Source organism: Kineosporia corallincola (genome assembly GCF_018499875.1).
GTDB classification, from domain to species: Bacteria; Actinomycetota; Actinomycetes; order Actinomycetales; family Kineosporiaceae; genus Kineosporia; species Kineosporia corallincola.
The window spans coordinates 68,253-82,505 of the sequence record NZ_JAHBAY010000021.1 but is presented as its reverse complement, the minus strand read 5'-3'; the positions used below and the strand labels follow the sequence as shown (position 1 = coordinate 82,505).

General features: G+C 71.3%; 12 protein-coding genes. 8 read left to right on the top strand and 4 right to left on the bottom strand.

Features of this window, described 5'->3' with window-relative positions; translation table 11 throughout:
- Nucleotides 1-3: 3 nt before the first annotated feature.
- On the bottom strand, nt 4-1,383 hold the full coding sequence (gene gabT / locus KIH74_RS33580) for a 4-aminobutyrate--2-oxoglutarate transaminase (RefSeq protein ID WP_214160459.1): 1,380 nt from the start codon (nt 1,381-1,383) through the stop codon (nt 4-6).
- Nucleotides 1,384-1,472: 89 nt separating this feature from the next.
- Here gabT and KIH74_RS33575 point away from each other — a divergent pair, with 89 nt between their 5' ends.
- Complete coding sequence (locus KIH74_RS33575; RefSeq protein WP_214160458.1) at nt 1,473-2,951, top strand: NAD-dependent succinate-semialdehyde dehydrogenase; 1,479 nt, start codon at nt 1,473-1,475, stop codon at nt 2,949-2,951.
- 21 nt (nt 2,952-2,972) lie between these two features.
- A complete protein-coding gene (gene dxr / locus KIH74_RS33570; protein WP_246573685.1) occupies nt 2,973-4,151 on the top strand; it encodes a 1-deoxy-D-xylulose-5-phosphate reductoisomerase in 1,179 nt (392 codons plus the stop codon).
- Nucleotides 4,152-4,217: 66 nt separating this feature from the next.
- Here the strand turns inward: dxr and KIH74_RS33565 are convergent, their stop codons facing one another.
- Complete coding sequence (locus KIH74_RS33565; protein WP_214160456.1) at nt 4,218-5,069, bottom strand: GNAT family N-acetyltransferase; 852 nt, start codon at nt 5,067-5,069, stop codon at nt 4,218-4,220.
- 26 nt (nt 5,070-5,095) lie between these two features.
- Nucleotides 5,096-6,247 carry a flavodoxin-dependent (E)-4-hydroxy-3-methylbut-2-enyl-diphosphate synthase gene (gene ispG, locus KIH74_RS33560; protein ID WP_214160455.1) on the bottom strand — a complete coding sequence of 384 codons (1,152 nt, stop codon included), beginning with the start codon at nt 6,245-6,247 and terminating at the stop codon, nt 5,096-5,098.
- Between the two features lie 298 nt (nt 6,248-6,545).
- Between ispG and KIH74_RS33555 the strand changes: the two genes are divergently transcribed.
- The 4 genes from KIH74_RS33555 to KIH74_RS33540 all read left to right on the top strand — a co-directional run bounded on the left by KIH74_RS33555 (nt 6,546) and on the right by KIH74_RS33540 (nt 11,051).
- On the top strand, nt 6,546-7,811 hold the full coding sequence (locus KIH74_RS33555; RefSeq protein ID WP_214160454.1) for a M50 family metallopeptidase: 1,266 nt from the start codon (nt 6,546-6,548) through the stop codon (nt 7,809-7,811).
- Nucleotides 7,812-7,869: 58 nt separating this feature from the next.
- Entirely contained in the window at nt 7,870-8,715 is an 846-nt protein-coding gene (locus tag KIH74_RS33550) for a helix-turn-helix domain-containing protein (protein ID WP_214160453.1), read from the top strand.
- A 106-nt stretch (nt 8,716-8,821) separates the two neighbouring features.
- The gene (locus KIH74_RS33545; protein ID WP_214160452.1) at nt 8,822-10,603 is read left to right on the top strand and encodes a proline--tRNA ligase; all 1,782 of its coding nucleotides are present in this window, start codon (nt 8,822-8,824) and stop codon (nt 10,601-10,603) included.
- A 22-nt stretch (nt 10,604-10,625) separates the two neighbouring features.
- Nucleotides 10,626-11,051, top strand: a complete 426-nt coding sequence (locus KIH74_RS33540) for a pilus assembly protein CpaE (protein WP_214160451.1) — start codon at nt 10,626-10,628, stop codon at nt 11,049-11,051.
- Between the two features lie 86 nt (nt 11,052-11,137).
- On the opposite strand, the gene KIH74_RS33535 is transcribed toward KIH74_RS33540, so the two are convergent.
- Nucleotides 11,138-12,460 carry a DUF4439 domain-containing protein gene (locus tag KIH74_RS33535; protein WP_214160450.1) on the bottom strand — a complete coding sequence of 441 codons (1,323 nt, stop codon included), beginning with the start codon at nt 12,458-12,460 and terminating at the stop codon, nt 11,138-11,140.
- A gap of 191 nt (nt 12,461-12,651) precedes the next feature.
- Here KIH74_RS33535 and rimP point away from each other — a divergent pair, with 191 nt between their 5' ends.
- Both rimP and nusA read left to right on the top strand, forming a co-directional pair.
- Nucleotides 12,652-13,185: a ribosome maturation factor RimP gene (rimP, locus tag KIH74_RS33530; RefSeq protein ID WP_214160449.1), complete on the top strand. Its 534-nt coding sequence runs from the start codon at nt 12,652-12,654 to the stop codon at nt 13,183-13,185.
- A 10-nt stretch (nt 13,186-13,195) separates the two neighbouring features.
- Nucleotides 13,196-14,209: a transcription termination factor NusA gene (gene nusA, locus KIH74_RS33525; RefSeq protein ID WP_214160448.1), complete on the top strand. Its 1,014-nt coding sequence runs from the start codon at nt 13,196-13,198 to the stop codon at nt 14,207-14,209.
- Nucleotides 14,210-14,253: the final 44 nt, after the last annotated feature.

The window sequence follows — 14,253 nt, the reverse complement described above, 5'->3', positions numbered from 1 at the left end:
AGGTCAGGCGGTCTCCGCCGAGAACGCCTCGGCCAGCACGGCCAGCGCGTCGTCGAGAAGCTCCTCGCCGATCGTGACCGGCGGCAGCAGCCGGATGACATTGCCGAACGTGCCGCAGGTCAGCGTGATCACACCGTTGCGGTGGCAGTACCGGGCCACCCGGGCGGCCAGCGCCGCGTCGGGGGTGAGGGTGCCCGGTTCGCACAGCTCGATCGCCTGCATCGCGCCGCGCCCGCGCACCTCGGCGATCTGCGGGAACCGCTGCTGGAGCCCGAGCAGGAAGGCCCGCAGCCGCTCACCCAGGCGACCACCGGCGTCCACCAGACCCTCGTACTCGATGGTCTCGATCGCGGCGAGCGCGGCGGCGCACGACACCGGATTGCCCGTGTAGGTGCCGCCGATCCCGCCGGCGTGGGCGGCGTCCATGATCGGCGCCCGCCCGGTGACCGCCGACAGCGGCATGCCCCCGGCGATGCCCTTGGCGGTGATCACCAGGTCGGGCACCACGCCCTCGTGCTCGACGGCGAAGAAGTGACCCGTGCGGGCGAACCCGGACTGCACCTCGTCGGCCACGAACAGCACGTCGTTCGCGGCGCACCAGGCGGCCAGCGCCGGCACGAAACCGGGCGCCGGCTCGATGAATCCGCCCTCGCCCTGGATCGGCTCGATCACCAGGCAGGCCACCCGGTTCGCGCCGACCTGGCTCTCGATGTCGCTGATCGCCCGGGCCGCGGCGGCCGTGCCGTCGGTGCCCAGCGGGTCGCGCAGCGGGTACGACATCGGCGCCCGGAACACCTCACCGGCGAACGGGCCGAAACCGTCCTTGTAGGGCATGTTCTTGGCGGTCATCGCCATGGTCAGGTTGGTGCGGCCGTGATAGGCGTGGTCGAACACCACCACCGCGTCGCGACCGGTGGCCCGGCGCGCGATCTTCACCGCGTTCTCCACCGCCTCGGCCCCGGAATTGAACAGCGCCGAACGCTTTTCGAAGTCGCCGGGGGTGAGCCGGTTGAGGGCCTCGCAGACCGCCACGTAACCCTCGTAGGGGGTGATCGTGAAGCAGGTGTGGCTGAACTCGGCGACTTGCTGCTGAACCCCGGCCACCACGGCCGGGACCGCGTGGCCCACGGTGGTGACGGCGATGCCGGAGCCCAGGTCGATCAGGTGGTTGCCGTCGACGTCGACCACGATCCCGCCGCCGGCCCGGGCCGCGAACACCGGCATCAGGCTGCTGACGCCGGAGGCCACCGCGGCGTCGCGCCGCGCGGCCAGCTCGCGGGAACGGGGGCCGGGCAGTTCCGTGACCAGGTTCCGCTTCTGGGGGATCACCGGGAGGGCGAACTCGCCCGCCGCGCCGGAGGGGGAGAGGGTGGAGTCGGACATGGGGCCAGCATAGGCTTCGGCACGGCGAATTCGTGATCGTGCTGTTGCGGTCTGTCCTCTCAGAAGGACCCGGCGGAGGAGAAGCGCAGATGACAACGTCAACGCCGATCGGCGCGTCCGAGCGGGCGGTTCTGGACGCCGTCCGCACCGGTCTGTTCATCGGTGGGCAGTGGCGTCCCGCGGCCACGTCGGCGGTGATGGACGTCGAGGACCCCGCCACCGGCCAGGTGATCGCGCAGGTCGCCGACGCGGGCGCGCAGGACGGCCTGGACGCCCTGGACGCCGCGTCGCGGAAGCAGAAGGAGTGGGCCGCCACGCCCCCGCGCGACCGGGCCGAGATCCTGCGCCGCTCCTACGAGCTGATGGTCGACCGGGCCGACGACCTGGCCCTGCTGATGACCCTGGAGATGGGCAAGAGCCTGGCCGAGTCACGGGCCGAGATCGCCTACGCCGCCGAGTTCTTCCGCTGGTTCTCGGAGGAGGCGGTGCGGATCGCCGGGCGCTGGTCGGTGGCCCCGAACGGCGCCACCCGGCTGCTCACCATGAAACAGCCCGTCGGGCCCTGCCTTTTCATCACGCCGTGGAACTTCCCGCTGGCCATGGGCACCCGCAAGATCGGCCCGGCGATCGCGGCCGGCTGCACGATGGTGGTGAAACCCGCGCCGCAGACCCCGTTGTCGATGTATGCGCTGGCGTCGCTGCTGGCCGAGGCGGGCCTGCCCGACGGCGTCCTCAACGTGATCTCCACCTCGCGCACGCCGGAGGTGATCGAGCCGCTGGTGCGGGACCACCGGCTGCGCAAACTCTCGTTCACCGGCTCCACCGCGGTCGGGCAGAAGCTGGTGGCGCAGTCCGCCTCGCAGCTGCTGCGGGTCTCGATGGAACTCGGCGGCAACGCGCCGTTCCTGGTGTTCGACGACGCCGACCTGGACGCCGCGGTCGAGGGCGCGATGCTGGCCAAGATGCGCAACATCGGCGAGGCCTGCACCGCCGCCAACCGGTTCCTGGTGCACCACTCGGTGGCCGAGGAGTTCGGCAACCGGCTGGCCGGGCGGATGGGCGCGCTCAAGCTCGGGCACGGCACCGAGGAGGGCGTCGACGTCGGCCCGCTGATCGACAGCAAGGCCCGCGACAAGGTGTCCGAGCTGGTCGCCGACGCCGTCGGCACCGGCGCCAGGGTGCTCGTCGGCGGCTCGCCGGTGGGTGAGCGCGGCTACTTCTACGCGCCGACCGTGCTCACCGGTGTGGAACCGGGCGCCCGCATGCTGGCCGAGGAGATCTTCGGCCCGGTCGCCCCGATCACCACCTTCCAGACCGAGGACGAGGCACTCGCGATGGCCAACGACACCCAGTTCGGGCTGGTGGCCTACGTGTTCACCCGCGACGTGTCGCGCTCGTTCCGGGTGGCCGAGGGCCTGGAGACCGGCATGGTGGCGCTGAACCAGGGCATCGTGTCCAACCCGGCGGCGCCGTTCGGCGGGGTCAAGCACTCCGGGTTCGGGCGCGAGGGCGGCACCGAGGGCATCGAGGAGTACCTGGAGACGAAGTACGTGGGCATCGCTCTGTAAGACCCTGGCAGGATGCGCGGCATGGCTTCAGAACGTCGCGACATCGTCCTGCTCGGCTCCACCGGTTCCATCGGCACCCAGGCCATCGACGTGGTCCGGCGCAACCCGGAGCGGTTCCGGGTGGTCGGCCTGGCCGCCGGTGGCGGCAACCTCGAGTTGCTGGCCACCCAGGCGGCCGGGTTGCGGGTGCCGGTGGTGGCGATCGGGGACGACGAGAAGCTCGCCGCGTTCACCGATCTGCTGAACCACCACGCCGGGCCGGACCACGGCATCGAGGTGCTGGCCGGGCCCGACGCCGCGGCGCAGCTCGCCGCCCGCCCCTGCGACGTGGTGCTCAACGGCATCACCGGCGCGATCGGCCTGGCCCCCACCCTGGCCGCGCTCGGCGCCGGGCACACCCTGGCGCTGGCCAACAAGGAGTCGCTGATCATCGGCGGCGAGCTGGTCACCGGTGCCGCGTCGCCGGGCCAGATCGTGCCGGTGGACTCCGAGCACTCGGCCCTGGCCCAGGCCCTACGCGGAGGTACGCCCGACGAGGTGAAGCGCCTGGTGGTGACCGCGAGCGGCGGGCCGTTCCGGGGCCGCACCCGGGCTCAGCTCGAGAAGGTGACGCCGGCCGAGGCGCTGAAGCACCCCACCTGGGACATGGGCCTGATGGTCACCACGAACTCCGCCACCCTGGTGAACAAGGGCCTGGAGGTGATCGAGGCGCATTTGCTGTTCGGCATCCCGTTCGACCGGATCGACGTGGTGGTGCACCCGCAGTCGATCGTGCACTCGATGGTCGAGTTCACCGACGGCTCCACCCTGGCCCAGTGCTCGCCGCCGGACATGCGCCTGCCCATCGCCCTGGGCCTGGGCTGGCCGGACCGGGTGCCGGAGGCGATCGGCGGGCTGGACTGGACCACGGCGAGCACCTGGGAGTTCTTCCCGCTCGACGACGAGGCGTTCCCGGGGGTCGCGCTGGCCCGGGCGGCCGGCGAGCGGGCGGGCACGTTCCCGGCCGTCTACAACGCGGCCAACGAGGAGTGCGTGTGGGCATTCCACGACGGCCGGATCGGCTTCACGCAGATCCTCGACGTGGTGGGTGACGTGCTGGCCGACCACTCCGGCTCGGGCACGCTGACCGTGGAGGCGGTGCTGGCGGCCGACGTCTGGGCCCGGGAGCGGGCGCGTGAGCGGATGGCGAAGCTGGCCTGACCCGACCCGACCCGACCGGAGCGGGAGGTGACCCGGCAGCGACGGACTGCCGGGCGTCCTCGAAGGTCAGAACAGGATGGTGGCGTAGGTGCCGACGGTCTGGAAGCCCACCCGCTCGTAGGCGCGGATGGCGCGGGTGTTGTAGCCGTTGACGTAGAGCGAGACCACCGGCGCCACCTCCCGCTGAACGGTCTCGACCAGCGCGGCCATGGCCGGGGCGGCCACGCCCTGCCCGCGGTAGCGCGGGTTGACCCAGACCCCTTGCACCTGAACGGCTTCCGGCACCACCGAGCCGAGCTCGGCCTTGAACACCACGACCGGCCCGGCCTCGGTCTCGTCCATGCGCACGAACGAGCGGCCGGACGCCACCAGGCCGCTGACCTGCGCGCGGTAGACCGCGCCGCCGTCCGCGGCCACGGGGGAGTAGCCGACCTCCTCGGTGAACATGGCCACGCAGGCGGGCACCAGCAGCTCGAGCTCGGACATCTGGCTGCGCCGCACCAGCGGGTCGGACTCCACGGTGGGCGGCGTGGACATGGCCATCAGCGGCTGGTTGGCGCGGATGTCGCGGGCCGGGCCCCAGGACGCCTGGAGGTGCTGCCACAGCCCGAGCACCATGTGCGCCGGGCCGACGATGCTGGAGCACTGCCGGCCGCTGCGCCGGGCCCGGTAGGCGAACGCCTCCACCGCCTGCTCGTTCGCGTTCACCGGCACCAGGTTGGCGCCCGACCAGCAGGCGGCGCGCATGGCGCCGCCCTCGTACCAGCCCCAGATCTCGCCGCCGTGCCGGCGCGGGTCGCCCTTCAGCGCCCGCAGCCGGGCGGCGACGAACAGGTTGGCCACCGGGTCCTGATCGCACAGGGCCAGAGCCTCTTCGACGTCGTCCCTGGCCAGAACCTTCAGCGCCGAGCGCAGCACGTGCAAACCACCCTGTCTCTAACGAGCTAGCTCACCGTCACCTGAGGACTGCCCTCGGGCGCATCATCGCCCATCTCCTCGGCGATCCGCATCGCTTCCTCGATCAGCGTCTCGACGATCTTCGACTCGGGAACGGTCTTCACCACTTCACCCTTGACGAAGATCTGTCCCTTGCCGTTGCCGGAGGCTACTCCCAGATCGGCCTCACGCGCCTCGCCGGGACCGTTCACCACGCAGCCCATCACCGCCACGCGCAGCGGCACCTCCATGCCCTCCAGGCCGGCGGTGACCTGCTCGGCCAGCGTGTACACGTCGACCTGGGCGCGGCCGCAGGACGGGCAGGAGACGATCTCCAGCTTGCGCGGGCGCAGGTTCAGCGACTGGAGGATCTGGATGCCGACCTTGACCTCCTCGACCGGAGGGGCCGACAGCGACACCCGGATGGTGTCGCCGATGCCCTGGCCGAGCAGGTGGCCGAAGGCGACAGCGGACTTGATCGTGCCCTGGAACGCCGGGCCCGCCTCGGTCACGCCGAGGTGCAGCGGCCAGTCACCGCGCTGCGCGAGCAGCTCGTAGGCGCGCACCATGACCACCGGGTCGTTGTGCTTGACCGAGATCTTGAAGTCGTGGAAGTCGTGCTCCTCGAACAGCGAGGCCTCCCACACCGCCGACTCCACCAGGGCCTCGGGGGTGGCCTTGCCGTACTTCTCCAGCAGGCGCTTGTCGAGCGATCCGGCGTTCACGCCGATCCGGATCGAGGTGCCGGCGGCCTTGGCGGCGCGGGCGATCTCGCCCACCTTGTCGTCGAACTGGCGGATGTTGCCCGGGTTCACCCGGACCGCGGCGCAGCCGGCGTCGATCGCGGCGAACACGTACTTGGGCTGGAAGTGGATGTCGGCGATCACCGGGATGCCGGACTTGCGCGCGATCGCCGGCAGCGCCTCGGCGTCGTCCTGGCTCGGGCAGGCCACCCGGACGATGTCGCAGCCGGCTGCGGTGAGCTCGGCGATCTGCTGGAGGGTGGCGTTGACGTCGGAGGTCAGCGTGGTGGTCATGGACTGCACCGAGACCGGCGCGTCACCACCGACCGCGACCTTGCCGACCTGGATCTTGCGGGACTTGCGGCGGGGGTTGAGTACCGGCGGCGGTGCGGTCGGAATTCCCAGACTGACGCTCATGACCTGAACCGTGCCTCCTAGATGATCCCCGTGCGCCCAGCCCGTCTGGACCTGTCCTCAGTCCAGAGAGAACGGACCGGCGCGCCAATTATGCCGCGTGTCGGGGGTGGTTCTTCTCACCGCCCGTCACCCGCGCGCAGCCTCCACCGGATGTTCATCTCCGCCGATGGAGCGGCACCCGGAATGTCTCGTGCCACCGATCGACAGACCGGGCAGGTATAAAAGTGGCGTTCCCCGGTGTGGGGGAACGATCGGTGAAGACACGCCACCAGGCGGCGAACAGGGAGAACCTTCGGGGATGAGCTACACGATCGGGGTGGTCCTGTTCGCCCTCGGCCTCCTCATCAGCGTCTGCCTGCACGAGGCCGGGCACATGCTGTCGGCCAAGCTGTTCGGCATGCGGGTCACCCGCTACTTCGCCGGGTTCGGGCCGACCGTCTGGTCGTTCCGCCGCGGTGAGACCGAGTACGGCATCAAGGCGGTTCCGCTGGGCGGGTTCGTCAACATCGTCGGTATGGCGCCGGGGGTGGAGGAGCCCGAGGCGGAGGAGACCGAGCAGCAGGGCCGGGCGTTCTGGCAGAAGCCGCTGTGGCAGCGCACGATCGTGCTGGCGGCCGGGTCGATCACCCACGTCGTCATCTGCATCCTGCTGCTGATCCCGGCGTTCTGGCTGTTCGGCGTGCCCACCGCGAAGGCGCTCGACGAGACCCCGGCCGTGGTCGGCGCGGTCTCCACCTGCGTCATCCAGGACTACGACGTCACCGCCGACGGTGCGCTGCGCGCCTGTGCCGACGGCGATCCGCAGTCGCCGGCGGCCGCGGCCGGGCTGGAGCAGGGCGACCGGATCACCGCGATCGGCGGCACCGTCATCTCCTCGTACGCCGCCTTCCAGAAGGCCGTGCGCGAGCAGCCGACCGGCGAGGCCGTGCCGCTCACCTACGTGCGTGACGGCCAGGAGCACACCACGCAGGTCACCCTGGTCGACACCCAGCGCCCGCCGCTCGGCGCGGAAGACGCCTCCACGCTGGTCGACACGCCCACCATCGGCATCCAGAACCAGACCGAGACCTACAACGACCGGCACGGTTTCGTGCAGAGCGTGGGCGACTCGTTCCGCACCACCGGCGACACGATCGTCAGCGGCTACCAGGCCATCGCCAAGCTGCCGAGCAAGATCAGCTCGCTGTGGCACGCCCTGCTCGGTGCGGAGCGCTCGCCCGACGACCCGGTCAGCGTGGTCGGCGCCAGCCGCCTGGGCGGCGAGATCGTGCAGACCAGCGGCATCCAGGGCGGCGCAACCTTCCTGTCCATCCTGGCCGGCCTGAACGTCTTCCTCGGCCTGTTCAACCTGCTGCCGCTGCCCCCGCTCGACGGCGGTCACATCGCGGTGGCCTGGTACGAGTCGGCCCGCCGCAAGTTCTACCTGCGCCGCAGCAAGCCCGACCCGGGCCCGGTCGACCGGGAGAAGCTGATCCCGCTGACCCTGGCGATCATCGTCATCTTCGGCGCGTTCACCCTGCTGACCGTGTCGGTCGACGTGGTCAACCCGATCCGCCTCAACTAGTTCTCCCTGGTCCCCGCGGGACCAGGCTGACCAGGGCACGCGCTCCTACGATGGACGCGTGCCCTCGTCGTCCCCCGGTCCCCTCGGTGAGTACCTGCGCGCCCGGCGCGAGCAGGTGCGTCCGCAAGACGCCGGCATCCGGGTGAACGGCGTGCGCCGCACACCCGGGCTGCGTCGTGAGGAGGTCGCCACGCTGGCCGGCATCAGCGCCGACTACTACCTGCGCCTGGAACAGGGCCGCGACCGCAACCCCTCGGCGCAGGTGCTCCAGGCCCTGGCCGGGGTGTTCGGGCTCGACGCCGCGGGCACGGCCTACCTGTTCGGCCTGATCGGCGCCCGGCCCTCGCGGGCGGCGCACCGGCCCCGGCGCGAGGTGGTGCCGTCCGGCGTCCTCCAGCTGCTCGACGCCCTCGACCTGCCCGCCTTCGTGGAGGGCCGCACCTTCGACGTGCTGGCCGCCAACCCGCTCGCCGGAGCCCTGCTGCCCGGGTTGCGGCCGGGGCGCAACCGGCTGCGCTCGGTGTTCCTCGACCCGGACGAGCAGGAGATGTACCTCGACGGGTCGAGGGTTTTCGAGGGCCTGGTCACGGCGCTGCGGGTCTGCGCCGGTGACGATCCGGACGATCCCCGGCTGGTCGAGCTGGTCGGCGAGCTCTCGGCCGGCAGCGAGCAGTTCCGCCGGTTGTGGGCCCGCCACGACGTGCACCCGCTCGCCGGGGGAACGCTGCGGTTGCGCCACCCGCTGGTCGGCGATCTGGAGCTGCGTCGCGAGAAGCTGTCGCTGGCCGAGGGCGACGGCCAGATGCTGGCGGTGTACCACGCCGAGCGCGGCTCGGAGACGGCCCGGTCGCTGGCGCTGCTGGGCTCGCTCGCGGCGTCGTCCGAGCCCGCCGATCACCCCTGAGGACGACGAAAAGCACTGGTCGTCCCGTGGCCGGTGGCCAGATCATCACGGGTGAAGGACTACGCTCGAGTGTCGAGCTTGATCCACATCAGGAGGATGAGTCAACGTGTTGCTTCGGATGTCGTCGCTGTTCCTGCGAACCCTTCGCGAGGACCCGGCGGACGCCGAGGTGCCGGGCCACCGGTTGCTGGTCCGCGCCGGCTACGTGCGCCGTGCGGCCCCCGGTATCTACTCCTGGCTGCCCCTGGGCTACCGCGTCTACCAGAACGTCGAGCGCATCGTCCGGGAGGAGATGGACGCCGCCGGGTTCCAGGAGGTGCACTTCCCGGCCCTGCTGCCCCGTGAGCCCTACGAGGCCACGAACCGCTGGACCGAGTACGGCGACAACCTGTTCCGGCTGAAGGACCGCCGGGGCAACGACATGCTGCTCGGGCCGACCCACGAGGAGATGTTCACGCTCCTGGTGAAAGACCTGTACTCGTCGTACAAAGACCTGCCGGTCGCGCTGTACCAGATCCAGACCAAGTACCGCGACGAGGCGCGTCCCCGCGCGGGCCTGCTGCGCGGCCGCGAGTTCGTGATGAAAGACAGCTACTCGTTCGACGTCGACGACGCCGGGCTGGACGCCTCGTACCAGAAGCACCGCGAGGCCTACATCAAGACGTTCAGCCGCCTCGGCCTGGACTTCGAGATCGTGTCGGCCACCTCCGGCGCGATGGGCGGCAGCCGCAGCGAGGAGTTCCTGCACCCCACCGAGATCGGTGAGGACACCTTCGTCCGCTGCACCACCGGGCACTACTCGGCCAACGCCGAGGCCGTCGTCACGCCCGTGCCGTCCAGCATTCCGCTCGAAGGGCTGCCCGAGGCGCACATCGAGGACACCCCCGACACCCCGACCATCGAGTCCCTCGTGGCCGCGGCCAACGCGATGTTCCCCGGCCGCTCGTTCACCGCGGCCGACACCCTGAAGAACGTCGTCGTGACCCTGGTGCACCCCACCGGCGAGCGCGAGCCGCTGATCATCGGCGTGCCCGGTGACCGCGAGGTGGACACCAAGCGGCTCGAGGCGTCCGTGGCCCCGGCCGAGATCGAGCCCTTCGAGGCGGCCGACTTCGCCAAGCACCCCGGTCTGGTCAAGGGCTACATCGGCCCGCAGGTGCTGGGTGACGGGTCGGAGACCGGCATCCGCTACCTGCTCGACCCCCGCGTGGCCGAGGGCACGGCCTGGATCACCGGTGCCAACCAGCCCGGCAAGCACGTGTTCGACCTGGTGGCCGGGCGCGACTTCACCGCCGACGGCACGATCGAGGCCGCCAACGTGGTCGAGGGCGACGACTGCCCGGTCTGCGCGAGCGAGGGCGGCGACGGAAAGCTCACGCTGGCAAGGGGTCTGGAGATCGGCCACATCTTCCAGCTGGGCCGCAAGTACGCCGAGGCGCTCGGGCTGAAGGTGCTCGACCAGAACGGCAAGCTGGTCACGGTCACCATGGGCTCCTACGGCATCGGCGTCAGCCGGGCGCTGGCCGCGATCGCCGAGGCGTCGTGGGACGAGAAGGGCCTGTGCTGGCCCCGTGAGGTGGCCCCGGCCGACGTGCATCTGGTGGCGCAGGGCAAGGCCACCAAAGACGCCGCGGTGTTCGAGGCGGCCGAGAAGCTGGCGCTCGAGCTGGAGGCGGCCGGTGTGCGGGTGCTGTTCGACGACCGCGGCAAGGTGTCACCCGGGATCAAGTTCAAGGACGCCGACCTGATCGGCGTCCCCTCGATCCTCGTGGTGGGCCAGAAGCTGGCCGACGGCGTGATCGAGTTCACCGATCGCCGGAGCGGCTCGACCGAGACCCTTCCGGTGGGCGAGGCTGTGAAGCACGTGGTGGCAGCGATCGGTGCGTAGCTGACGAGGTAGGTGGGGTTCCATGCTCGATCTCGGTCTGGCCCGGCGACTGCGCGAGGCCGGTCTGGCCTGGAACCCCCTGCCCGGGGACCGGTTCGTACTGCCCGACCGGGGCATGGACGACGAGGTCTTCGTGGTCAGCCACATGGTCGTCGAGATCCACGACACCCCGGGCGGCCAGGTGATCGGTTTCAACGGCACCACCGAGTGGGCGCTCGACTCGCTGGAGCAGCGCCAGGTGCTCTGGATGCCACGCGAGACCCAGTTGCGTGAGCTGCTGGGTGATCGTTTCGTCGCGCTGGAGAGCGTCACCGGCGGGTTCGCGGTCACCCTCCAACTGGGGGACGACGAGAACACCCGGACCGTGCGGGAGGCCGACTCCGACGCCGAGTCGGCCTACGCGCGGGCGCTGCTCACGGTGCTGGCCTCGCTGAGCCCGGGCGGGTAGCAGCGCGGGCCGGGCCGGCCGGCGGTTCCGGGCAGGACGCTTCCCGACAGGGCGTCTCAGGCAGGGCGGAGTCGGGCAGGGCCCGGTCAGGTGCCGGGCTGGGCGACCGGCTTGCTGGTCCAGGCGGCCTGGCGGCGGGTGCAGGCCACCAGCAGATCGGCCGCGGTGGATCCGGCCGTGGCGTCGTCCGCCACCGCGATCACGTCGACGGCCAGCCCGGCCAGCCGCCGCTCGATCCTCGCCGCCAGCGATGCCGCCTTCGCCGCGCTCGCCGGGGTGGTCACCTCGTAGGCGGCACCCGCCTCGACCGGGTTCTCGCCGGCCGCCAGCAGCAGGCGCTCGAGCTGGTCGCGCTCCTGGCGGTGGGCCTCCCAGAGTGTGCTCGCGACCTCCTGGCGGGCCTTGTCGATGTGTGCGACCACCAGCGGATAGGCGTAGAACGCGGCGTGCTCACCGGCCAGCAGACGGTTGAGCGCGCTGATCTCGGCACTGGCCAGGGTGGTGGTCGGTGTGGGGGTGCTGCTGGAGTCCGTGCCCGTCCCGGTGCTGGTGTCGGTGCTGGTGTCCGGGCCGGCGTCTGTGCCGGTCGCGGTGCTACCCGTGCTGGTCCCGTTGCCTGTGCTCGTCCCTGCGTCCGTGCCGGTGTCCGCGCCGGTCCCGGCTCCGGTGGCCGTGTCGGTGCTGGTCGTGCCGGTCGTCTCGGCGGCGGCGGGCTTCAGGGTGCCCAGGGCCTTACCGCCCACGGCGGAGCGGAGCAGGTCCGCATTTGCCGCGCAGGAGGCCGCGATCCGGTACAGCAGAAGAGCGAACTCGGGACTCAGCCCGGCCGCATCACGCAGCAGCCTGCGCGCCGTCACCCATTCCGCCGTGACCAGCCCGGCGAGCGACTTGATCTCAGCGGCGTCACCCGTCCCCGCCGAACCGCTCGAACCGGCCGTGCCGCTCGTGCCCGTGCCGCTCGTGCCCGTGCCGCTCGTGCCCGTGCCGCTCGTGCCCGTGCCGTCCGTCGTCCCCGCGGACGCGCTCGCCCCGGCCGACGCGCTCGCGGACGGGTCGGCGACCGGCGAGCCCAGCGACTCCAGCTGGGCCGCGTGGATCGTGGTGAACGTGGTGAGCAGCCTTGCCGTGGCACCCGGGATCCGCAGGGTGGCCCCGCTGGGCAGGACGCCCGAGGCCAGCGTGGAGGCGCCGGTGTGCAGGCTCTGGACCAGGGCGACCGCGGCGGTGACCGCGGCCTCCTCCCGGGCCGTGTCGGTGCTGCTGCCCTCGGCTGCGCTGGCGGTGCCGCCGAACGTGGAACAGCCTGTCAGAGTGGCTAATCCGGCGCCGGCGAAGGCCAGGGTGCCGAGGGCGAGAAAGGCCCGCCGTCCGGGGTCTGCACGGAACATCTGTGTGTCGGGCCTCAGCACGCGCCGATCATTGCACGAGCCAGACGGTGAACACGCGCCCCACAGCTGTGCGCAGGCCCTGAAACCGGGCAAGCCTTGACATCCGGCATCGCGTCCGGAAGAGGCCTCAGGTGCCGGTATGGTTGTCCGTCGGCGCGCCGCCACCGGCGCGCCTGTCAAGGTGTTTCCAACCCAATATCGAGGAGGTCGGCATGAGTGCGTCCTCCCAGCATCAGGCCGCCGACGGCGTACGTGCCCTGGCGGAACCGCTGGCAGCCGAAGCCGGGCTGGTGGTCGAGAACGTCACCATCACCCCCGCAGGCAAGCGCCGCGTGCTGCGCGTGACCGTGGATCTTCCGGAGACCGAACTCGGCGGCGTCCCGATGGAATCCGTCGCCGTCGCCTCGCAGGCGATCTCCGAGGCACTGGACTCCAGCAACGTGATGGGTGGTACGCCCTACGTGCTGGAGATCAGTTCCCCCGGGGCCACCCGCCCGCTGACCGAGCGCCGGCACTGGATGCGCGCCCGGCGCCGGCTGGTGCGCACCCTGGCCCCCGCCGGGGCGAGCGAGCAGACCGGCCGCCTGACCGACGTCACCGACGCCGGCATCGAGCTGGACGGCGAGCGCACCGTGCCGTGGGAGCAGATCACCGGCGGCCGGATCGAACTGGAGTTCGGGCACCCCGACGACTTCGCCGACCTCGACGAGCTCGAGGCGGACGACGATGACGAAGACGAGAACTAGGGGCTGACGGATGGACATCGACCTGGCGGCCCTGCGCGCGATCGAGCGCGAGAAGGAAATCCCGCTCAACACCCTGGTGCAGACCATCGAGACGGCTCTGCTCCAGGCCTACAACCGCACCGAGGGCGCGCAGCAGCACGCCCGGGTGGAACTCGACCGCAGGAACGGGCACGTCACCGTGTGGGCCCGCGAGCTGGACGAGACCGGCGCGATCCGGCGCGAGTGGGACGACACGCCCGAGGGTTTCGGCCGGATCGCCGCGACCACCGCCCGGCAGACCATCCTCCAGCGTCTGCGGGACGCCGAGGACGAGCAGGTGCTCGGCGAGTTCCGCGGCCGCGAGGGCGACATCATCTCCGGCATCGTGCAGCAGAGCTCCGACCCGCGCATGGTGCACGTCGACCTGGGCACGATCGAGGCCGTGCTGCCGCCGGCCGAGCAGGTGCCGGGGGAGAGCTACCCGCACGGCACCCGGCTGCGCTGCTACGTGGTGGGTGTGCGCAAGGGCCTCAAGGGCCCGTCCATCACCCTGTCGCGCACGCACCCCAATCTGGTGCGCAAGCTCTTCGCGCTGGAGGTGCCCGAGGTCGCCGACGGAACCGTCGAGATCGCGGCCCTGGCACGTGAGGCCGGTCACCGTTCCAAGGTCGCGGTGCGGGCCACCGTGGCCGGGGTGAACGCCAAGGGCGCGTGCATCGGGCCGATGGGCCAGCGGGTGCGCGCGGTGATGACCGAGCTGCGCGGCGAGAAGATCGACATCGTCGACTACGACGACGATCCGCAGACGTTCGTGGCCAGCGCCCTGTCGCCTGCCCGGGTGTCATCGGTGCAGGTCCTGGACCTGGACGCGCGCTCCGCCCGGGTGATCGTGCCGGACTACCAGCTGTCCCTGGCGATCGGCAAGGAGGGGCAGAACGCGCGCCTTGCCGCCAAGCTCACCGGATGGCGTATCGACATCCGTTCCGACACCGACTCCAGCGGCCCCGACGCGCCCGCCACGCAGTCCGGTCCGGGGAGTGTCTGAGCACGCCTTGGCCGACCCTGGGAACAAACGCGCCGGATCCGGGG